At 72.6% G+C, this 16827-nt stretch carries 18 protein-coding genes; 10 read left to right on the top strand and 8 right to left on the bottom strand.

Going from position 1 to position 16827, the window contains the following annotated elements; translation table 11 throughout:
* Positions 1-45: 45 nt before the first annotated feature.
* Positions 46-2145, bottom strand: coding sequence for a hypothetical protein (locus ACFYPR_RS26500; RefSeq protein WP_354855097.1), 2100 nt, complete (start codon positions 2143-2145; stop codon positions 46-48).
* 215 nt (positions 2146-2360) lie between these two features.
* Here ACFYPR_RS26500 and ACFYPR_RS26495 point away from each other — a divergent pair, with 215 nt between their 5' ends.
* The 3 genes from ACFYPR_RS26495 (at position 2361) to ACFYPR_RS26485 (ending at position 5412) form a co-directional block, all read left to right on the top strand.
* On the top strand, positions 2361-3041 hold the full coding sequence (locus ACFYPR_RS26495) for a hypothetical protein (protein WP_354855096.1): 681 nt from the start codon (positions 2361-2363) through the stop codon (positions 3039-3041).
* A gap of 149 nt (positions 3042-3190) precedes the next feature.
* Positions 3191-4447, top strand: coding sequence for a hypothetical protein (locus tag ACFYPR_RS26490; protein ID WP_354855095.1), 1257 nt, complete (start codon positions 3191-3193; stop codon positions 4445-4447).
* 161 nt (positions 4448-4608) lie between these two features.
* Positions 4609-5412 (top strand): alpha/beta fold hydrolase, encoded by an 804-nt coding sequence (locus ACFYPR_RS26485; RefSeq protein ID WP_387263105.1) that lies wholly within the window; start codon positions 4609-4611, stop codon positions 5410-5412.
* A gap of 33 nt (positions 5413-5445) precedes the next feature.
* Here the strand turns inward: ACFYPR_RS26485 and ACFYPR_RS26480 are convergent, their stop codons facing one another.
* Entirely contained in the window at positions 5446-5616 is a 171-nt protein-coding gene (locus tag ACFYPR_RS26480) for a hypothetical protein (protein ID WP_354855093.1), read from the bottom strand.
* A gap of 195 nt (positions 5617-5811) precedes the next feature.
* Here ACFYPR_RS26480 and ACFYPR_RS26475 point away from each other — a divergent pair, with 195 nt between their 5' ends.
* On the top strand, positions 5812-6468 hold the full coding sequence (locus ACFYPR_RS26475) for a hypothetical protein (RefSeq protein ID WP_354855092.1): 657 nt from the start codon (positions 5812-5814) through the stop codon (positions 6466-6468).
* A gap of 156 nt (positions 6469-6624) precedes the next feature.
* Positions 6625-6999, top strand: a complete 375-nt coding sequence (locus ACFYPR_RS26470) for a hypothetical protein (protein ID WP_354855091.1) — start codon at positions 6625-6627, stop codon at positions 6997-6999.
* 56 nt (positions 7000-7055) lie between these two features.
* Here ACFYPR_RS26470 and ACFYPR_RS26465 read toward each other — a convergent pair whose 3' ends face one another.
* Positions 7056-8012: a DUF72 domain-containing protein gene (locus ACFYPR_RS26465; RefSeq protein ID WP_387263001.1), complete on the bottom strand. Its 957-nt coding sequence runs from the start codon at positions 8010-8012 to the stop codon at positions 7056-7058.
* 132 nt (positions 8013-8144) lie between these two features.
* Between ACFYPR_RS26465 and ACFYPR_RS26460 the strand changes: the two genes are divergently transcribed.
* A complete protein-coding gene (locus ACFYPR_RS26460; RefSeq protein ID WP_355068150.1) occupies positions 8145-8648 on the top strand; it encodes a DinB family protein in 504 nt (167 codons plus the stop codon).
* Between the two features lie 104 nt (positions 8649-8752).
* Complete coding sequence (locus ACFYPR_RS26455; RefSeq protein WP_354855088.1) at positions 8753-9019, top strand: hypothetical protein; 267 nt, start codon at positions 8753-8755, stop codon at positions 9017-9019.
* A 1-nt stretch (position 9020) separates the two neighbouring features.
* Here ACFYPR_RS26455 and ACFYPR_RS26450 read toward each other — a convergent pair whose 3' ends face one another.
* From ACFYPR_RS26450 to ACFYPR_RS26440, 3 genes are all read right to left on the bottom strand, one after another.
* Complete coding sequence (locus tag ACFYPR_RS26450) at positions 9021-11102, bottom strand: glycogen debranching N-terminal domain-containing protein (protein WP_355136044.1); 2082 nt, start codon at positions 11100-11102, stop codon at positions 9021-9023.
* Positions 11099-11488, bottom strand: a complete 390-nt coding sequence (locus tag ACFYPR_RS26445) for an SCP2 sterol-binding domain-containing protein (RefSeq protein WP_354855086.1) — start codon at positions 11486-11488, stop codon at positions 11099-11101. The genes ACFYPR_RS26450 and ACFYPR_RS26445 overlap by 4 nt, the downstream gene beginning before the upstream one ends.
* A gap of 84 nt (positions 11489-11572) precedes the next feature.
* Positions 11573-12082 carry a DinB family protein gene (locus ACFYPR_RS26440; RefSeq protein ID WP_354855085.1) on the bottom strand — a complete coding sequence of 170 codons (510 nt, stop codon included), beginning with the start codon at positions 12080-12082 and terminating at the stop codon, positions 11573-11575.
* Positions 12083-12161: 79 nt separating this feature from the next.
* Between ACFYPR_RS26440 and ACFYPR_RS26435 the strand changes: the two genes are divergently transcribed.
* Positions 12162-12677, top strand: coding sequence for a 2'-5' RNA ligase family protein (locus ACFYPR_RS26435; protein WP_355068148.1), 516 nt, complete (start codon positions 12162-12164; stop codon positions 12675-12677).
* Here ACFYPR_RS26435 and ACFYPR_RS26430 read toward each other — a convergent pair.
* A complete protein-coding gene (locus tag ACFYPR_RS26430; RefSeq protein WP_355068146.1) occupies positions 12674-12883 on the bottom strand; it encodes a hypothetical protein in 210 nt (69 codons plus the stop codon). The genes ACFYPR_RS26435 and ACFYPR_RS26430 overlap by 4 nt on opposite strands.
* Positions 12884-13267: 384 nt before the next feature.
* On the opposite strand from ACFYPR_RS26430, the gene ACFYPR_RS26425 reads away from it, so the two are divergent.
* Positions 13268-13453 carry a hypothetical protein gene (locus ACFYPR_RS26425; protein ID WP_007457747.1) on the top strand — a complete coding sequence of 62 codons (186 nt, stop codon included), beginning with the start codon at positions 13268-13270 and terminating at the stop codon, positions 13451-13453.
* 16 nt (positions 13454-13469) lie between these two features.
* Here the strand turns inward: ACFYPR_RS26425 and corA are convergent, their stop codons facing one another.
* Positions 13470-14594 carry a magnesium/cobalt transporter CorA gene (gene corA, locus ACFYPR_RS26420; RefSeq protein ID WP_355068145.1) on the bottom strand — a complete coding sequence of 375 codons (1125 nt, stop codon included), beginning with the start codon at positions 14592-14594 and terminating at the stop codon, positions 13470-13472.
* 229 nt (positions 14595-14823) lie between these two features.
* Here corA and ACFYPR_RS26415 point away from each other — a divergent pair, with 229 nt between their 5' ends.
* On the top strand, positions 14824-16764 hold the full coding sequence (locus tag ACFYPR_RS26415) for an amino acid transporter (protein ID WP_387262997.1): 1941 nt from the start codon (positions 14824-14826) through the stop codon (positions 16762-16764).
* Positions 16765-16827: the final 63 nt, after the last annotated feature.

Genomic DNA, 16827 nt, shown 5'->3' with positions numbered 1-16827 from the left:
TTTCGACGCCTCAGCCGCGCCGTGACCGGTTGGTGGTCGGCCGCCCTACGGCGTCGGCACCTGGATAACAAGCGAGCCGTAGCCGACGTTCCCGACGCTGTCCACCGCGGCGACGTACAGCGTGTTGGTGCCGTAGGCCGGCGTGGCCAGGGTCACCGAGACGGTCTTGCCGGTCCAGCCGAGGCTGGTGCCCGCCTCCGCCTCCTCGGTGGGCGGGCTGCTCCAGCCGTAGCGGAAGCTGACCACGTCCAGGTCCGGCGAGCGCAGCTTGTAGGTGTAGAGCTGGCCGGGCGGGGCGGGACTGGTGACCGCGTCGACGCTCACCGTGGGCGGCTGGTTGTCGATGGAGAACTCGCACCACGCCGACCACGGGCTGAGCAGGTAGCCGTCATCGCTGCGCGTCCGGAAGGCGTACGACTTTCCATTGGCCGTGCCGGTCACCGCAGCCGTGGTGGACCGGGCGCCGGCCGTGACGGTCGAGCCCGTCGGCGCGGTCATCCGCGGCGTGGTGCTGTCGTAGGTGCCCGAGGCGGGGATCTCCAACAGCTCGTACGCCGTCTGGAGGACCTGGCCGGCATCCGCGTCGGGGAAGACGGCGGAGAGGGTCGGCGCGGTGCCCAGGGTGACGCGGCCGCCCGTGACGCAGGCCGCACCGCCGGCCTGGAGTGCGGTGGGCTGGCTGGGCGCGGTGTCGTAGTCGACCACCAGGCGTGCCGTGCTCGGATCGAACTTCTTCCACCGGTCCACCGTGCTCTCGCCGGTCCCGGACGAGTCGCTGCACGCGCAGAGGCCGTAGGTGATCGAGGTCTGGTGAGCGGCCGCCGCGCTGCTGAGGCCGGCGGCGACGCTGCCGGCGAAGCGCACGTTCATCGGCGGCTGCGGCGAGTCGATGCAGCCCGTTGCGCGGACGTGTGAGCTCGCGGAGGCGCGCAGCGTGGTCAGCGCGGGCGCCCAGGCGGTGCGGGGGGTGCTCGTGATCGCGCCGGACTGGTAGAGGTAGGTCGGGGTGTCGAAGCAGGACCAGGTGTGGGTCGCCACCACCTGCACGTACGCCGACCTGATGATCTTGCCGCTGAGGGCGCTGATCGGGAACTCGAAGTAGGAGCGGTAGGTGACTCCGGAGTCGGCGTCCTTACCGACCCGGGCGGCCGTGGTGTCGCTGTTGGTGGAGTTGTTGCTGGTGGCGTACGCCCAGCGGGAAGGGCTGGCGGACCAGGCCGGGTCGATGTAGACCGGGAAGGTCGCCTTCGCCGGATCGAGCAGGCCTGCCGACGGGCGCAGCACGAGGTCACCGGCCTCGTCGACGGCGGTCGACACGGGGGCGGTACGGGCGGCGACGCCGGGACCGGACGGCGAGGAGGCTGCCGCCGCACGAGGCGCGCCGACGGAGCCGGTCGAGTCCCACATCTCCGCCGTCGCGGCCCGTGCCACCTCGGCACCACCGGCGAGCGCCCGCAGCGAGCCGTCGGCCTCCCGCCGGACCCGCGCGTCACCGCCGAGGTCGAAGCGGATTTCCCGCAGCGCCGGGTTCGTCGCGGCCTGCGGGGCCTTCACCACGAGAACGTGGGTGAAGCCGGTGTGGGTGGCCGTCAGCACCAGGTCCACACCGGGCAGCACCTCGGGGTAGGTGGCCGCGTCCGCGGACACGGTCGGCGCGGGCAGCCCGCCCGGCCAGCCCAACGTCATCGTGCTCTTCCCGGTGGTCAACGTGGCCGCGGGACCGCGCCCACCGGCCGAGAACAGCACATTGGCCGGGGAGACCGCCGGCCGCAAGCCGGTGGCGTCGCGCCGCAGCGACAGGTCGACGTCGGACCAGGATCCGTCGCCCTGACGGATCCGCTGCGGAACGGCGGCGGTCTCGGCCACGAAGCCTCCGCCCGGCTTGGCGAAGACCTGGGTCAGCTCGGTGCGAGCGGAGACGACCTCCACCCGCTGGCCGGTACGCGTGGCCGTGGTGGTTGCCTGGACGGCCTCCCGGCCGGCCGTGCCGCGCGGGGCGGTGCCCTCCGTCACCGTCGCCGACGCGGCCGAGGCAGGCGCGGCGAGCAGAGTGACGCCGATGGACGCCGCGATCCCGGCGGCGAGCAGGCGGTGCGTGGATGGTCGGTGATGAGTGGACGGTCTCTGGATGTGGACAGCATGCATGGAGCGGCCAGTGGCCACCGCAACCCCCGTGGATGTAAGACAGCCAGACGGGGGAACTCTAGAGAGCGATATCGGCCACTGTCCACGTCTGTCACATCCGGTGAGCACAAATGGAGCGAGGTGCCGTATACGGCACAGCGGTGATCACGGGACCACGCACGGATACCGTCGACGGTAGGCTCACCTACCCGACCAGCCGTCGGAAGGTGATCGTGGTGGACGAGCCGACACGCGACGCCCTGCGACGGTCCCTCGGCACGCGGGCCCGGCGGTGGTTGCTCGTGGGCACCCTGGTGGTGGGGCTGTTCTGCGCCGTGGCGCTGGTCGCTGCCGCGGCGCCCACCGACCGGACGTTCGCCGCTCTCTCGGGCACGGTGCAGAGCGTGATGTCGGTCCTCACGCCACTCTTCGGCATCCTGCTCGTGCGCGACCTGCGTCGGGCGTCCGGCACCGTCCACGTCGTCCCGACGGTGCTCGCGGTGGTGCTGCCGGCCACGGTGATCGGCGTCGTGGGAGTGCTGATCTGCGCCGCGACGCTGGCCCTCACTCCCGCCGACGTGGCGGACGAGCCCTGGCGGCTCGCCGGAACGGTCGCGGTGGGCAGCGTGCTGGTGCAGATCGTCGCCGGCTTCGTGGGCACCGGGCTGGGCCTGCTGCTGCGGTCGCCGGTGGTCGCGTTCCTCGCCACGATCGTCCTGCCGCTGGCCCTGTTCGCGCTGCTGGGGGCCGTGGAAGCCCTGCGCCCGGCGCAGCCGTGGCTCACCCCGTTCGGCAGCGTGCGCAACCTGCTCTCCGGCGAGATGAGCGTGCTGCGGTGGGTGCAGTGGGTGTGCGTACTGCTGATCTGGGGTGTGGGTCTGAACACGGTCGGCGCCGCCGCGCTGCGCCGCCGCTAGCAGCCCGACCGACCAACCGACGGCCGCGCGCACCAGACGTGTGTGTCTTTCATCGAACGGTTCCGTTACGGGCCATTGACGCCCGTCGCACAGGGGTGATCTGATCGCGCTCTCAGAGAATCTTTCATCTTTCGCTGGATGGGAGCCCCATGCCCAGGTTCCGCCGTACCGCGCTCGCCGCGGCACTCACGATCGTCACGGCAGCGCTGTCGACCGCCGTCGCGCTGCCCGCCCCCGCGACCGCCGCGCTGCCCACCGCCGCCGTGGCGCTCGGCGACAGCTTCATCAGCGGCGAGGGCGCCGGGGCGTACACCCCGGTGGTCGACGCCAACGGGGTCGCCCAGGGCTTCCCCGGCTGGACGGCGCCGAACAACAACGCGTACTTCTGCCACCGGTCGGCGAACGCCTCGCTCAACCAGGCGAACCTGCCGGGTATCCAGAACCGGTTCAACCTGGCCTGCTCGGGCGGCCAGCCGCACGACATCGCCACCGCCTCCGGCGCGCGGGCCAACGGCCGAACCGTGGCCGCCCAGCTCGACCAGCTGCGCGCCGTCGCGCAGACGCAGGACATCGACCTCGTGCTGATCGGCCTGGGTTCCAACAACAGCTCGTTCACCTTCGGCAGCGTCGCGGAGACGTGCGCCAACCGCTTCATCGCCGACGCCTGGACGGGCTGGTGGGAGTTCTGGGCGTACCTGAACGGGCCGGTGGAGCAGAAGCCGTGCAGCGACGCCGACCTGGCCACCGCCGCACAGCTCAGCGCCGCGACCGCGGAGACCACCGCCGCCGTACGCCAGATCCTGACCACCCTCGACCAGGTGGACGCGGACGGCCAGCACCGGGTGGTGTTCCAGGACTACACCAACCCGCTGCCGCTGGACCTGAACCCGGTGTACTACGAGGAGGACGGCCGGGACGACACCCGGGACAAGTTCCGTGACCTCGGCGCGGAGCGGTACGCCGCCGGTTGCCCGATCCACCGGGCCAGCCTCGCCCCCGGGCACCGCTTCTCGCAGGGCCTGGGTGGCATCGTGAAGTCCACTCGGGACACCCTGGCCGCCGAGTTCCCCGCCGACGACCTGGTCTACCTCAACGTGCAGCGGGCCTTCGACGGCGCGCGGCTGTGCGAGTCGACGTCCAGCCCGACCGGCGCGCTGGCCACGCCCATCCGGCTGCAGGACGGCGCGACCGGCACCTTCGTGACCAGCCTCGCCGGCAAGGACAAGATCGCCATTCAGCGGATCGCCAACACGTGCGTCAGCTACTTCCAGACCTGCCAGGAGTCGTGGCACCCGAACGCCACCGGGCACCAGGTGCTCGGCCGGTGCCTCGCCGGCGCGGCCGTGACCGCCGCCCGCGCGGTGTCGTGTGTCCGCGCCGGTGACGGGACGATCTCCGTCTCCTGACCGGTCGCGCGCCACCGGAGGCCCCGCCACCCGGCGGGGCCTCCGCCGCGTCCGGACCGCCTCGGCTACCCGCCGGTAACGTCGGGCCGTAGGCTGGGCCGGTGAACGGGGATCCGGAGTACGCGCAGGAGTTCGTCGACGTCGACGGCGCTCGGCTCGGCATGCAGGTCTATCCCGAGCCGGCCGGCCCGCCCGGCGCGCCCGTGGTGGTGATCTGGCCCGCGATGGGGGTCCGCGCCCGCTACTACCAGCCGTTCGCCGCCGCGCTGCGCTCCGCCGGCCTGGCCGTGGTCGTCGCGGATCTGCGGGGGACCGGAGCGAGCACGCCCGCCCCGAGCCGCGCCGACCGGCACGGCTACGCCGAGCTGGCCAGCGACGTCGGCTCTGTCCTGGCGGCGCTCAAGCCGCGGCTGGACGGGCGTACCCGGGTGCTGCTCGGTCACTCCCTCGGCGGGCAGGCCGCCCTGCTGCACCTCGCCCGCCACGGCGGCGACGCGGTGGACGCTCTGGCGCTGATCGCGGTGGGCGTCCCGTACTGGCGCACCTATCCGGGTCGCCGAGGGCTCGGCGTGCTGCCGTACACCCAGGGCATCGCCGCCACCGCGGCGCTGCTCGGCGTCTGGCCGGGCTGGGGCTTCGGCGGCCGGCAGGCGCGCGGCGTGATCCGCGACTGGGCACACACCGCACGGACCGGCCGTTTTCCCCGGCTCGACGGCACGGACACCGAAGCGGCGGTACGCGCGGTGCGCACACCGGTGCTGGCGATCAGCGTGGACGACGACCAGTACACCCCGCACGAGACCATGGACCACCTCTGCGCGAAGCTCACCGCGGCACCGGTGACCCGCGAGCGGTACACGGTGGCGGACGCCGGGGCGCCGCTGGACCACTTCACCTGGATCCGCGCCGGCGCGCCGCTGGCCGGGCGGATCGCCCGTTTCGCCGCGGACCTGCCGCCCCGCTGAGCCGTACCGGCTGCTCGGGGCGGCCCGCCCCGCTCACTCCTCCGGGTCCAGCGGCACCAGCTCGTCGTCGCGTTCCACCTGGATCTGCGCGTGGTCCTTGCGCGGCGCGACCTCCGCGGTGTTCCGGTGCGGATCGTTGTTCGGGTGCATGAGCACCGCGTCGGTCTTGGGGGTCTTCTCGCGGACCTCATCCGGCTGCGACATCGCGTTCCCCTCTCCGTCGGCGTCGGACGGATCTACCCGCCACCGCGCGGACGACTCCTCCCGGCGGCGGTCTCCGACCGCGACGCCCGTACGTCCCCGTCGTGTCGGCGCGACGGGGATCGACCGGCGGGCGACGGGGTTAGCCGCCCGGGCGGCGGGTAAGCCGCTTCGCCCGACACGGCGGAAGGGGATCACATGTCCGAACGACACACCGCACTGCGCTCGATGCACGATCTGGGTCTGGCGGCCTGGTTCGGCGGCTCCCTCATGGGTGCCTTCGGCGTCAACGGCGCAGCGGCGAAAATCAACGACTCGACCCAGCGACTTCCGGTCGCCTCGGCCGGTTGGTCGAAGTGGACTCCGGTCAACGCGGCCGCGATCGGCGCGCACCTGGCCGGTGCGGTCGGGGAACTGGTCACGGAGAGCCCACGGGTGGTGGCCCAGCGCGGGGTCGGCCGGGCCAGCGCCATCAAGACGGCGTTGACGATCGGCGCGCTCGCGGTCACCGGCTACAGCCGGTTGGTCGGCATGCGGTTGGAGAAGGCGGGCGGCCCGCCGGTGAACGGCGCCACGGAACCCAGCCACCAGACGCCGGCCAGCGTCGCCTCCTCGCAGCGGCAGATGAAGCTGCTCCAGTGGGCGATTCCGGCGCTGACGGGATCACTGGTCGTGGTCACGGCGTACATGAGTGAGCAGCAGAAGCCAGGTCAGGTGCTGCGCGGGATCCTCAGCCGCACCAGCGGAATGCGCAGCGCGCCGATGGGCATGGCCAAGATGGGCATGGGCAAGATGGGCATGGGCAAGATGGGCATGGGCATGGGAAAGCGGCAGATGGCCATGGCCGGACGCTGAGCGTCGGGCCGGCCGGCTTCCCACCGGACCGTCGACGGCGGGGCGCCGGCCGACCCCACGCGCCCGCCACGCGCTATGGCGTGCCGAGCGGGCAGGACCGGCCCGGGGACGGGCAATCCGTCCGCCGGCAGCGGCGGACCGACGAGCGAGGTGGCCATGGCGGCAGACGAGAGACGCAGCAGAGGCGGCGGAGACCGGCCGGTCCCGGAGGCGGTCAAACCGTGGCGCGCCGACGACGGTTTCGACGCCGACGCGCCCTGGGGCGCGGACGACGACTCGCCGATGGACGAGGGCAGCGAGGAGACAGCGGTGCCCGAGGGACGGCGCGGTGAGCGGCGCGCGGGCGCCCCGGCCGGCCGGAGCGGTCCGGCCGGACGGCACGGCTTCGGTTCGGTCGAACCCACCCGTACGACGACGGCCGGGCCGGGAGCGCCACCGGATCCGGCGCCCAGCGGTCGGAGCTTCCCCGACGACGCGGACGTCAACGAGCGGTCCCAGGACGCGCTGCGCACCCGGGGTCGACGCTCCTGATCAACGGCGCTGCCCGCGTGCCCGCTCCAAACGGGGTGCACGCGGGCAGCGGTCCGTCAGCCGCTCGACGCGGCCCGCGCCGCGACGGTCTGACCGTCGGCCGGTCCACGCGGCCCGGGCGGCACCCGCGGATCGGCGAGCATGGTCTCGGCGAGCAACTGCGCCAGCCGGGTGGCGTCGCGCTGGGCCTGCCCGGCGCAGCAGTTGTTGAACAGCACATGCAGGTCGTCGACGTCGCCGGCCAGCTCCGCCAGCCGCGCGGCCCAGTCCCGCAGCTCCGACTCGTCGTACGCGTAGCGGAACTTGTCCTGCTTGTCGCCGTCGCCCCACGCGTCGCTGTGGCCGTGGAAGCGGACGATCGCGGGCTCCGCCGTCCGCGTCAGGATCGGCGGCACCGACGACGGGTGCCCCTGTGGCATGTCGACGCAGACCAGGGACAGGTCGTGCGCGCGCAGCAGGTCCAGGGTCGCCGCCGCGCCGGCGCCGTCGAACCAGGAGGCGTGCCGCAGCTCCACCGCCACCCGCCACTGCCGGCACCGCTGCGCCAGCTCCACGATGCGACGCTCGGCGGCGGCGCCGTGCGCCAACCAGGGCGGGAACTGCAACAGCACCGCGCCGAGCTTGCCGGCGGCCGCGATCGGGTCCAGCGCCGCCTGGAAGCGGGCCCACAGCTCGTCGTACGCCTGCTCGGGCAGATCGCGACGGCGGACCCGGCTCGGGCCGCCGGCCGGCCGCAGATCCCGGGGCAGCACGGCGACCGGCGTGGGATGCCCGGTGAAGAGGCTGAACGCCTTGACGTTGAAGGTGAAGTCGTCGGGTGTCGCGTCGACCCAGCCCTGTGTCGTCTCCGGCACCGGAACGGCGTAGTAGGACGTGTCCACTTCGACCAGCGGGAACCGTCCCGCGTAGTAGGCCAGCCGGCCGGCCGGCGTGTTGGCCGAGCGCGGATACCAGCCGGAGCGCAGCAACGTCTGGTCCGCCCAGGACGACGTGCCCACCTTGATCACACTCATGTCATTCAGTGGACAGTCCCGCGCCCCGATCGGCAACCGCTGGCGGCCGGCGCTCCCGTCGTGTCCGACCCCGAAGTGTCGGTGCCCGGTCCTAGGCTGGCGCCCGACGGACCTCGACCGAAGGGCAACACCATGACCAGCACCGCGCAGCTCACCGGGGAACGGGCCGACCTGCTGCAGACGCTGCGCCGGCACCGGGGCTTCCTCCTGCAGACCGTCGACGGGCTGACCGACGAGCAGGCCGCCGCCCGCAGCACCGTGAGCGAGCTCTGCCCGGGCGGGCTCATCAAGCACGTCGCCGGCACCGAGGAGCGGTGGATGCTGTTCGCCGTGGGTGGCGCGGAGGCCATGCAGCGCGAGGAGATCGACTGGGTCGGTCAGTTCCGGATGGCGCCGGGCGAGACCCTGGCCGGGCTGGTCGAGCGGTTCCAGGCGGTGGCCGCCCACACCGACGAGCTGATCGCCACCCTCGATCTGGACGCGGCCCACCCGCTGCCGCAGGCGCCCTGGTTCGAGCCGGGTGCGAGCTGGACGGTCCGCCGGGTGCTGCTGCACCTCATCGCCGAGACGTCGCAGCACGCGGGGCACGCCGACATCCTGCGTGAGGCGATCGACGGGTCGAAGACCATGGGCTGAGCCCCGGCCCGCCCTCGGGCGCTTCGCCTCGTGCTGTCACCACCGGTTCCCGCTCCGGGCGCCGATGTGACATCGCCCGCGGGGTGGGCGCTGAGGGACACGAGATGAACGCGGACCGGATGAACCAGGAAACCGCCGAGCGGCTGCTCGGCGGTTTCCCCGTCGATCCGTCGACCGACACGCGTCCGGTCGTGCTGCTCCTGACGGCGGTGCGTGCCGCGCCGCGCCCCGACGAGCTGGCCGGCCTGAGCCTCGCCGTGCAGGATTTCCGTCGCGCCCAGGCGCACCGCCGGCGGCCTCCCCCGGCCCACGTGTCCCCGTCCCTCGATCAGGACGCCGGCGGTGCGACAGCCCGGAGCGACGGCCGCTGAGTCACGGTCGCCGCCGGGTCCGCGGGCGGGCCTCCGCCTGGGTGGAGCGATCACCGGCGTACGCGTCGGTGTGCCCCCAACGGCCGGGGATGTCGAGCAGCTCGATACCGCCGAAGCCGCTCGGCAGGGCGGGATTCACCAGCAGGTTCTCGCCGGTGGGCCGCAGGCCCAACAGGGTGCCCAGCAACATCAGCAGCGCGCCCGAGGACCACGACTGGGGACGACCGGCCGAGGGCAACTGGACCGGATACTTGGTCAGGCTCCGCTCGTAGCCGGCGATCAGCTCCGGCACCGCTCCGCCGAGCGTCTGCGCCATGTCGAAGATGCCGGCCGCGATCCGGGCCGCGTGCGTGTCGAAACGGTAGTGCCGCAGACCGGCGGCGATCAGGGCGTTGTCCGACGGCCACACCGCCCCGAGGTGCGAGCCCACCGGGTTGTACGGGCGCTGGCCGGTGGCGAACGTCCGCACCCCCCAGCCGCTGAACAGCCGCGGCCCGAGCAGGTGCTCGGCGACCGCCTCGGCGCGATCGTCCGCGACGATCCCGCTCCACAGCAGGTGCCCGATGTTGGACGTCAGGGCGTCGACCTGCTCGCCGTACGGGTCCAGCGCCAACGCGTAGTACTCCCGGTGCGGCAACCAGAAGTCCCGGTTGAACCGCTCCTTGAGCGCCGCCGCCTCCCGATCGAGCCGGTCGGCGTACTCGGGCTCGCCCCAGAACTCGCGGGCCAGCCGGGCGCCGCGCCGCTTCGCGTCGTACGCGTAGCCCTGCAACTCGCAGGTGGCGCGGGGAAACGCGGGCAACCGCCCGTGCGCGTCGACGATCGCGTCCCGGGAGTCCTTCCAGGACTGGTTCACCGCGCCGTGCCGCTCGTTGCGGCGCTGGTAGCGCACGTAACCGTCGCCGGTCATGTCGCCGTACTCGTCGATCCAGTCCAGCGCCCGCCGGGCCGGGTGGCGCAGCTCGCGGACCAGCTCCGCGTCGCCGGACCAGCGCTCGTACTCGTCGAGCAGGACCACGAACAGCGGGGTGGTGTCGGCCGCGCCGTAGTACAACGCGTTGGGCCGCTCCCCGAACGCGGCCAACTCGCCGTAGCGCAACTGGACCAGGATCTTGCCCGGCTCCTCGTCGTGCTCGTCGTCGAGTTGGCCACCCTGCAGCAGCGCCAGCATCCGCAGCGTCGCGCGGGCCAACTCGGGGACGAACGCCAGGCTCTGCAGGCAGGTGATGATGCTGTCCCGCCCGCACATTCCCATCGCCCACGGCAGGCCGCCGACCGGCACCCGGTCGGTGTACGCCAGCGGCTGGTACCGCAGCGCCCCCAGGGCGGCCAGAGCGCCCTGGTACGTCTCCTCCAGGCCCGCCCGTTCGGCCACCAACTGCGGGGCCCGGGCCAACCACGCGGTCAGGTCGTCACCCATTCCCCGCCGCAGGACCTGCTGGTGCGACTCCAGATCGGCGCGCATGTCCCGGTCACCCTCGCCCCGCATCGTCATGCTGACGTGCAGGGTGGTCTCCCACTTCCCCTCGGGCGGAACACTGATCCGGAACGTGAGCCCCTCCTCGTCGACCTCGGCGGGGGCGGTGCTGTGCACCGTGGTGACGCGGCCGAACCGCTCCCGCTCGTAGCGCAGCACGAGTGCCGCACGGTGGGCGTCGACCGCGACGTGGACGGCCCGCGGTCGGGGCCGTGCGACGTCGGCGATCTCGGCGATGTCGGTGAAGTCGGCGCCCACCTCCATCCGCACGGTGAAGTCGGCGGGCTTCGGCGAATGGTTGAGCACGGTGATCTGCTCGTGGAAGCAGTCGTGCACCGAGCGGTGCCGGATGATCGACACGTCGGCGTCCACGTAGTGGCTCGCCGCACCGGGCACCAGGAAGAACCGGGTCTCGAAGTACGTCATGTCGTCGCGGGAGAGCGCGTTGAGGCGTTCCCCGTCGACGCTGAGCACCCACCGGGACAGGAAGCGGGTGTCGAACGAGAAGAGCCCGACCGGCGCCTGCGGGTCGACCTCCATGTCGCCCTGGGCGTCGCTGATCGCGAACACGTTGCCGGCGATCACGTGCACCTGCTCCTGCCTCATCGCGACCCCTCCTGTCTCGCGAGGGCCGCCCGGCCCAGCGCACGGGGATGCCGGGCGTCGGCCGGGCCGGGGAAGATCCGCCGCAGCAGCAACAGCAGTGCCATGTCGCCCCGCACGGTCAGCTCGTTGCGCAGCAACGCCTCGGCGAGGTGCAGCTGACCGCTGGCCAACTCGTCGAAGACCGCCCGATCGGCGCGGACCAGCAGGTCGGCGTCGTCGGCCGACCGGGTCACCTGGACGTGCTGGTCAGCGACGGTCAGGTACCAGTGATCGGTACAGCCGTCGCCGCGCATGTCCAGCCGCAGCGTCCCGGCGGTGGTCTCGGACAGGTCGGGGCGCCGGCCGGCGTCCAGGTCCTGCAGGAACCGCGCCGCCGTCGTACCCATCAGATCACCTCCCGCATCCCCGCAGAATCACCCGGCGAGGGGTGAGCGGGAGTCACCCGAACCGGGTGAACCGGGGGACGCGGGTCAGACGGCCTCGACGAGGCCGCGGACGTAGGCGGCCTGCCCGGCGTGTTGCAGGTCGTCGTCGGCGATGCTGACCAGCCGCACGCCGAGAGTGACCGGCGGGTCCCACGACTCGTCCACCACGCGGTCCAGGTCCGCCGGGCGCAGCCCCGCCAGGAACGATCCGGTACGCGCCGAAACCGCCTCGTAGTAGTCGATCAGCGCCTGCGCGCTCTCCGGGCGCACCTCCGCCACCTGTGCGGGCGTGTGGCCGTAGCCGGTGTTGTGCGGGTCGGCGGTGAGCCCGAACCGCCCCGCCCAGTCCCCGTTGACCCAGATCTGCTCGGCGTCGAGCAGGTCGGCGACGTGGTGGTCCTGGACGCGGGTGAGGTGCCAGACCAGCCACCCGACCGGGTTGGCGCCCTCGCCGGGCGCCCGACGCAGCTGCTCCGGGGTGAGGCCGTCGACCGCCGCGCGGACGAGGTCGGGCAGCCGGTCGTACGTCTCGGTCAGCAGGTCACTCACGTCCACGGGGCACGCCTCCTGGTCGGTTTCCGATCACGGTACCGCCCGACACCGACAGCCAGACCTCGGCCGCTACGGTGATCACGTGGTCGCGGCGCTGGAGCTGTATCTGGACCCGGACGCCACCCGGCGGATCCGGGTGTTGTGGGACGCGTTGGAGGCCGAGGGCGTGCAGAGCATGCGCTCGCTGCTGGAGCAGCGCCACCGCCCGCACGTGTCGCTCGCGGTCGCGCCCCGCTTCGACCCCGAACAGGTCGCCGAGGCGCTGCGCGGAACGGTCGTGGCGGCCCCACTACGACTGGACTTCCAGTACACGGGGCAGTTCGTCGGACGGGTGCTCTGGCTCGGCCCGGCGCCCACCCCGGAGTTGCTCGCGCACCACCGGTTGGTGCACGGCCGGCTCGCCGCCGCCGGGATCACCCTGGTCGAGCACTACCAGCCGGGGCGCTGGGTGCCGCACTGCACGCTGTCCATGCGGGTGCCGAACACGCTGATGGCCGCCGCGGTGCGCCGCTGCCTGGAGGTGCTGCCGCTGGCGGCGACCGTGGTCGGCGCGGCCCTCACCGACCACGCCCGCGGCATCACCCATCCGCTGGCCTAGGGTTTGTCAAGGTCCCAGCCGTCCTGGCGGTCGACGCGCCGCCGCGCGGACACCGTCGCCGCCACCGCTGCGGCGAGCGCGATGGATGCCCCGGCCACCAGCAGCAGGCGCGGACCCAGCGGGGCGAGCGCACCGGCCAGCCCGGTCCCGAGCGAGCCGGCGGCCACCTTCAGGGCCGCCGTCGACACGAACACCTGCGTCCGCATGGCGTCCGGCGCGTACGCCGAGCAGCGCCGGCCGGGTCGCCCCGACCTGCGACACGGTGGCCAGCAACACCACTCCCACGGTCGCGCCGGCGTCCGCGCCGCGGGCGAGCGTCGCCGCGACGAGGTAGCGAGGCAGGGCTTCACGTCCGGTGGCGACCCGGACGGCGGTGTCGAGAGATCCGCTCACCTGTACCTCGCTACCCATTCGGCCGGTCGGTGCACCATCGAGGCGAGATGTCCGGTTTGGCGGGCGACAGTCGGGAAACCGAAAACAGGGGGTGCGGATGCGGCCGGGCGTGGGATGGTTCGACGTGGATGCCGTACCGGTGGTGACCCGCGCGAGCGGGCCGCCCGCGGCGGCTTCGACGAGGAGAGGCAGGGCCCATGCAGGCTCAGCGCAGGCCACCGCGCACGGAGCGGAGCCAGACCAGCCACGACCGGACCGGTGGCGGGATGACCGGGGCGGCCACGCCCCTGACCATCTGGGCCGCCGCCGTGCTGCTCGGTCGCATCGGCGCCGGTGACGACGACAGCGAGGACGAGCGGCACATCCTGCGCGGCATCGAGTGAGCCTCGCGCCCCGCTGCTAGAGCCAGCCGCGCCGCTTGAAGACCAGATAGAGGGTTCCGCAGACCAGCAGCATCAGCAGCAGCGCGAACAGGTAGCCGAAGCGCCAGTTCAGCTCCGGCATGTGGACGAAGTTCATGCCGTACACGGTGCCGATGAGCGTGGGGGCGAACAGGATCGCGGCCCACGAGGAGACCTTCTTCAACTCCTCGTTCTGCGCGTAGCTGGCCGCGGTCAGGCTGCGCATCTCCTCGTTCTGCTGCTGCGAGACGAGTGTGGCGTTGACGGTGAGGATGTTCTGCAGCAGGTGCCGGAACCCGTCCACCCGCTCGACAACCTGGGTGAGGTGGTCGGTCACGTCACGCAGGTAGCGGCGCAGCTCCTCGTCCGTGCCGTAGCTGCCGGCGCCGGTGGCCAACGCGTCGAGCATGGTGAGCAGCGGCCGGGCGGCCCGCTGGAACTCGATGACCTCCCGGCTGAGCCCGTAGATGCGCCGGCTGGCGTTCGGGTCACCCCCGAAGACCTGGGTCTCGATCTCGTCGATGTCGTTCTCCAACCCGGCGACCACCGGCGCGTACCCGTCGACGACCTGGTCGAGGATCGCGTACAGGACCGCCTCGGGCCCCTGGGCGAGCATCGGCGCGTCGGCCTCCATCCGGCGCCGGACCGCCGCCAGGTCGGGGACCTCGCCGTGGCGGACCGTCACCACGAAACCGGGCCCGATGAACAGGTGCAGTTCGGAGAACTCGACCTCCTCCCGCAGGTCGTCGTAGCGGGCGGCACGCAACACCACGAACAGCGTGTGCCCGTACCGCTCCAGCTTGGGTCGCTGGTGGGCGTTGATCGCGTCCTCCACCGCCAGGTCGTGCAGGCGGAACTCGCGCGCCAGCGAGGAGATCTGGTCGATGTCGGGCCGGTACAACCCGATCCAGGCCATCGCGTCGTCCTGCTCCTGTAGGCAGGAGTACGTCTCGGCGAGGCCGGCCGGCGACGCGATCCGGTGTCCCCGGATGTAGACGGCACTGTCCACCATGCCACCGGCGGGCGGGGGCGGCTCCGGCGGCGGCACGCCGACGCGGGTCTCGTGCTCGTCGAGCTGACGGCCGAAGCCACCACCCGGGCGGAAGCGACGGCCGCCGACCATGACCCGCTCCTTCCCCGGTGGCATCCGATCCGGCGGCCTCCCGGCCCGACCGGACGATTCGGTGCGAGGCGCGCCGGAGGCGCTGCATCCCCCCTGCCCCCGGCCCGAAACCCTCCGACTCGCCGGCCGTCCCCACCCGGTACGGGCGGGTTCGGCGTACCTGGGGACGGGCGCGTGTGGCCGGGCGGATACTCGCGGTGACCATGGGCGGAGGACGGGGGAAGCGCCGGTGCAGGGCAACAGGCGCGCCGGGCGGCTGCGCGGTTGGCTGCTCGACGGCGGTACGGAGCGGGCCGCGCGGCATTCCGGCCCGGGCGGCCGCCCGCCTGAGGATCGGCACCACCCGTGGTGGAAGGTGATGTGCCTGACCGGTGTCGACTACTTCTCGACGCTGGGCTACCAGCCGGGCATCGCGGCGCTCGCGGCCGGGGCGCTGTCGCCGGTGGCGACGCTGGTGCTGGTGCTGGTGACGCTGCTGGGCGCGCTGCCGGTGTACCGGCGGGTGGCGGTGGAGAGCCCGCACGGTGAGGGCTCGATCGCGATGCTCGTACGCCTGCTGAGCTACTGGCCGGGCAAGCTGTTGGTGCTGGTGCTGCTCGGTTTCGCGGCCACCGACTTCATCATCACCATCACCCTCTCGGCGGCGGACGCGACCGCCCACCTCGACGAGAACCCGTTCTGGCCGAGCGGGCTCAAGGGACACGAGGTGGCCATCACGCTGCTGCTGGTGGCATTGCTGGGCGCGGTGTTCCTCAAGGGATTCGGCGAGGCCATCGGGATCGCCGTCGTCCTGGTCGCGGTCTACCTGGCGCTGAACGCGGTGGTGATCGCCGACGCGCTGTGGCGGGTGGTGACCCACCCGAGCGCGGTCGGGGACTGGACCACCGCGCTGAGCACCGGGCACGGCGATCCCCTGCTGGTGGTCGGGCTGTCCCTGCTGGTGTTCCCGAAGCTGGCGTTGGGCCTGTCCGGTTTCGAGACCGGGGTGGCCGTGATGCCGCACATCCGGGGGGATCGCGAGGACTCGGAGGACCGGCCGCTGGGCCGGATCCGGGGGGCGCGGCGGCTGCTCACCACCGCCGCCGCGACGATGAGCGTCTTTCTGATCACCAGCAGTGTGACCACCACCGTGCTGATCCCGCCGGAGGCGTTCAAACCGGGCGGGCCGGCGAACGGCCGGGCGCTGGCCTACCTGGCGCACCAGCACCTCGGCGGCGTTTTCGGCACCGTCTACGACCTGTCCACGATCGGGATCCTGTGGTTCGCGGGCGCGTCGGCGATGGCCGGGCTGCTCAATCTCGTACCCCGGTATCTGCCGCGCTACGGTATGGCCCCTACCTGGGCGCGGGCGGTCCGGCCGCTGGTGCTGGTCTTCACCTCGGTGGCATTCCTGATCACGGTGATCTTCTCCGCCAGCGTGGACGCGCAGGGCGGCGCGTACGCCACCGGGGTCCTGGTGTTGATCACCTCGGCGGCGACGGCCGTGACCCTCGCGGCGCGACGACGGCGGCAGCGGGGGCGGATGTACGCCTTCGGGGCCATCGCGCTGATCTTCGTCTACACCACCCTGGCGAACGTCGTGGAACGCCCCGACGGCGTCAAGATCGCCGTGTGTTTCATCGGCGGGATGATCCTGGTGTCGGTGCTGTCCCGGCTCGTACGGGCCTACGAGGTGCGAGTCGACCACGTCGAGCTGGATCCGGTCGCCGCCCGGATGATCGACGAGCGTGCCACCCGTCGGATCCGCCTCATCGCGCACGAGCCGGACCGCCGCGACCCGGCCGAATACCGCGCCAAGCTGGCACAGACCATGGCGGACAACGACTTCCCCGACGACAGCGACGTCATCTTCGTCGAGGTCCACGTCACCGACCCGTCGGACTTCGAGACCGAGCTGCCGGTGCGCGGCAGCGTGGCGCACGACAGCTACCCGGTGCTCAGCCTGACCGGCTCCTCGGTGCCCACCGCGCTCGCCGCCCTGCTGTTGGAGATCCGCGACCGGAGCAGGCGACGCCCACACATCTACTTCGAATGGAGCGAGGGTGGCCCGGGTCGCAACCTCCTGCGCTACCTGGCGTTCGGGCAGGGCGCCATCGCCTCGGTCACCCGGGAGATCCTGCGTCGCCAGGAGCCCGACCCGCGCCGCCGGCCGCACGTGCACACCGGTTGACCTGCCGGTCGAACCGTCGCCGGTGGTGAGCGTGGTCATAACGGCTGGACGATCCACCGGTGG

It is taken from the genome of Micromonospora sp. NPDC005254 (assembly GCF_042872525.1).
Taxonomy (GTDB): domain Bacteria; phylum Actinomycetota; class Actinomycetes; order Mycobacteriales; family Micromonosporaceae; genus Micromonospora.
This window is presented reverse-complemented; position numbering and strand designations above follow the sequence as displayed.